Genomic DNA, 3,803 nt, shown 5'->3' on the forward strand with positions numbered 1-3,803 from the left:
TCGCGCAAGCATGCGGGCGTAGCTCAATGGTAGAGCCCTAGTCTTCCAAACTAGCTACGCGGGTTCGATTCCCGTCGCCCGCTCGGACAACGCCCCTGGCAGGGGCGTTTTTCGTAGGTCGCCGCAGGTCAGCGGCAAATTTCCGGACCGCGCGTATACCGCGCAAAGCGGCTCCAGACCATGTGCGGTTCCGGTTGATGCTTGACATTCGAGGCGCGCGTTGATCGGCTGGCGCCCCTGCCGCGCCCCAGTCCCACCGTCACCTAACGGCCGGTATCAAGCACCGACACCGACGGCGAACCGGTGGCAAAACCAAACTGTGGGTCATAGCTCGTAAACCAGCTGGCGACATAGACCCTGGAACCATCCGGACTCACCGCCAAACCGCCCGGCCAGGGGCCCACCGTGATCGTGTCGATGACCGCACCCATGCCGGTATCAATCACCGACACCGTGTCGCCTCCTTGACTGGTGACGTAGACCCGCGAACCATCGGCACTCATCGCCAGGCCACCGCCTGCGACCGCCCATATCCTTCCGACGACCGTCCCCATCATATTGCCGCTGTTCTGGAGGGCCTCGGGCCCGGGATCAATCACCGTGACCGAGTCGCCAGTGGAGACGTAGACCCGGGAACCATCCGGACTTACCGCTATCCCGCCCTCCGCATAACGGTCTCCCAACCCAATCGCTTCGATGCGTTGGTTATAGGTGGGGCTGGCGGGGTCGGTATCGATCACCCACACCGCCGTCGATAGCTGTCCGGCTACGTAGACCCGGGGGCGGGTTGGACTCACGGCCACGCTCGAGGAGTGATCGGGATAAACCACGTTTTGAATGATGTCGAGGACGTTACGGGGTTGGTTCGCGTCAAACACGTACATCGCACCTTCGCGGTAACTGGTGGCGTAGATCCGGGAACCATCGGGACTCACCGCCACACTGAACGCCGAGGAGACGTCTAATGTGTCGGTCACCGTGCCGGTCCCGGTATCGATGACCCACACACCAGTTCCGATGCACCCATTACCACAGTGCCCGGCGACGTACAACTTGGAACCATCGGGACTCATCGCCACACCACCGGCTCCACCAATGGCCAATTCCAAACCTGTTTGCGGCACGTTGGAGATCGTGGCTACGACCGCGGCAGTGGCGGTATCGATCACCCGCACCGAACTGTCGCTTGAGTCGGTGACGTAGACCCGGGAGCCATCCGGACTCACCGCCACACCCGGCCCATTTTTGAACGACGGATCGTTCGGATTCGGACCAGAGTCCAGCGTGATCGTGGCGACAACGACTGGACCACTACCGGCCACCGACACCGTCACCGTCGTGTTCGCGCTGTTCACCCCGTTATTGGCCGTGATCGTGAACGTATCTGTCGTCGACCCCGTTGCCGCCTGACGCTGTCCCGGGGTCGGGGTGTAGGTGAACGCACCCGTCGCCGCATTCACAATCCCTGCGCCACCACCGGCCGAGGTCACCGGAGCGCTGTACGACAACGTCCGCCCCGCCGAATCGGTGAACGAGACCGACCCCGTCACCACCCCCGTCGAGGAATTCGGGGTTCCTGCCGTCGGTGTGCCGGCGTTCGGGGTGCCGGGATCCACGGTGACGGTGATGGTCTGGGTGGCGGTGCGCACGCCGTTACCGGCGGTGACGGTGAAGGTGTCGGTGGTGGACCCGGTCGCGGCCCGGCGCTGGGATTGGGTCGGGGTGTAGACGAAAACACCTGTGGCGGCGTTGATACTCACCGCGCCACCACCAGCGCTGGTGGCTCCGCTGCTGAAGGTCAGGGTGCGCCCCGCGGTATCGGAGAACACCGCGGCGCCAGTGACCAACCCGGTCGAGGTGTCCGGCGTCCTCACCGTCGGGACACCCGCCACCGGGGGGGTATACGTCGGGCGGATCGTGATGTTGACCGCCGCCGCCGCCGTGCCGCCGTAACCGTCGGTGATCGTGACGGTGAACGTGTCGGCCTTGTCCGCGGCCGTCGCACCCGCCTTACCGGCGTTGCTCCGCGCGGTAGCTGTCGGCGTGTAGGTGAACGCTCCCGCGGTGGTGATGACGACAGCGCCTTTGGCCGTCGTCGCCGGGACGCTGAACGTCAGCGGATCGCCGTTCGCGTCAGTCGCACTGACCGTGCCGTTCACGACACCAGTAGTGGCGTTCGGGGTGCCCACCACCGGGGTCCCTGCCAGCGGGGCGGTGTTGGTCGGGCTGATCGTCACCGTCACCGGCACCGCGACCGAGCCGGCGTAACCGTCGTTGATCGTGACGGTGAAGATGTCAGTCTTGGCTGTGGTGGCGGTGGTCGCCGCGGCATTGTGGCGAGCAGTCGCGGTCGGGGTGTAGACGAAGGCACCCGTGTTGGCGTTGACCGCGACCGTGCCCTTGGACGTTGTAGTGGGCACGCTGTATGTCAAAGCGTCCCTGTCGGTGTCGGTACCTGCGACCGTTCCAGTCACGACACCGGTGGTGGTGTTGGGGGTGCCGACAGTCACCTTGCCGGTGGGCACACTATTGGCCGGTGAGATCGGCACCGACACCGCTGAGGTGGCGGTGCCACCCTTGCCGTCGGTGACCGTCACCGTCACCATGTCCTTCGTTGCGGCCGTCGTCGCCCTGGCTTTCCCGGCAGCATGGCGCGCCACGGCGTTCGGGGTGTAGGTGAACACCCCCGCCGTGGTGATCGTCACCGCCCCCTTGATCGAGGTCGTCGCAGTGAAGGTCAACTTGTCATTGTTCGGGTCGGTAGCGGTCACAGTCCCTGTCACGGCGCCCGTGTTCACATTCGGGATGCTCAGCACCGTCTTGGAAATCGCCGGCGGGGAATTGATTACGGCCACCGCCGGAACCGCCGCCGCGGCCGGCGCGACGGGGACCACCTGGCCCGTGGACAGCGTGGCGGATTTGGACCTCGCCGCCGAGGGTGCCCCGGGTTGGCGACGCGAAGCGGCGAGCATCACCCACGACGCAGGTGACTCCGCCGGCGACTGCGGGTTCGTCCCGAGCAGCGGGGACCACACCGAGTCCATCGCCCGCGCCGCTACCGCCGGAGCAGGAGCCGAAACCATCTGGGGTACATCACCATTGGTGAGGGGCACGGCCAGTGGCGCAACGGGCTGGACCGCGGTCGCACTCGTCGCCGAATACGGCAGCACCGGTGTGGATTTCGCCGGGGCAGTAAACGTGGTCGCCACGGAAATGTCCACTGCGGATTCGTGCGGCGCGGGGGCAAACTTCGGTGCCTGCGCAGCCGACAACGTCGGGCGAGACTTCTGCCGGTCCACCGATGAGGCGGAGGTCGGCACGGCACTCGCGCCGCGAGTGGCACGGCCCGCCGATGCCGGGGACCGCCTGCCGCCAGACCGTCCTGCCGTGACATCCCGCGAGGCCGCATCATCACCGGAACCGTCAGCGGCGGCCGACGAACCCGAGGAGTCAGCCGGGGCGGCCCCCGCCACACCGAGGCCGCCGGTAGCCACCCCGATCCCAACTGCTACCGCCAAACCTGCGACGGTTCCGACGGGCACTGATGCACGCATCTCGCACTTCCCGTCAGCAGGACACCCAATGCAGCCAAAGAAGGCTAGTGGATCCCATCGCGGAACATCCCGCGCGAGGCAAGACGCAGACATTGAGTCCTGTCGACCAGGCTCCCCTACCAGGGTTAGATCATCGCACATCCCAACCCTTGGGCGAACTCTTAATTCCGATCCCCTTCAGTCCAAACTAGCTACGCGGGTTCGATTCCCGTCGCCCGCTCGAACAACGCCCCTGTCGGGGCGTTTTTC

1 protein-coding gene and 1 tRNA gene are annotated in these 3,803 nt (G+C 65.8%); one reads left to right on the forward strand and one right to left on the reverse strand.

Annotation, left to right across the window (positions count from 1 at the left end; translation table 11 throughout):
• Nucleotides 1-12 precede the first annotated feature (12 nt).
• Nucleotides 13-83 (forward strand) — tRNA-Gly (locus ACR2JI_RS07505).
• 180 nt (nucleotides 84-263) lie between these two features.
• Here ACR2JI_RS07505 and ACR2JI_RS07510 read toward each other — a convergent pair.
• Nucleotides 264-3,221, reverse strand: coding sequence for a WD40 repeat domain-containing protein (locus ACR2JI_RS07510; RefSeq protein WP_526389458.1), 2,958 nt, complete (start codon nucleotides 3,219-3,221; stop codon nucleotides 264-266).
• Nucleotides 3,222-3,803 lie beyond the last annotated feature (582 nt).

This window comes from Mycobacterium sp. (assembly GCF_051006775.1).
GTDB lineage: Bacteria > Actinomycetota > Actinomycetes > Mycobacteriales > Mycobacteriaceae > Mycobacterium.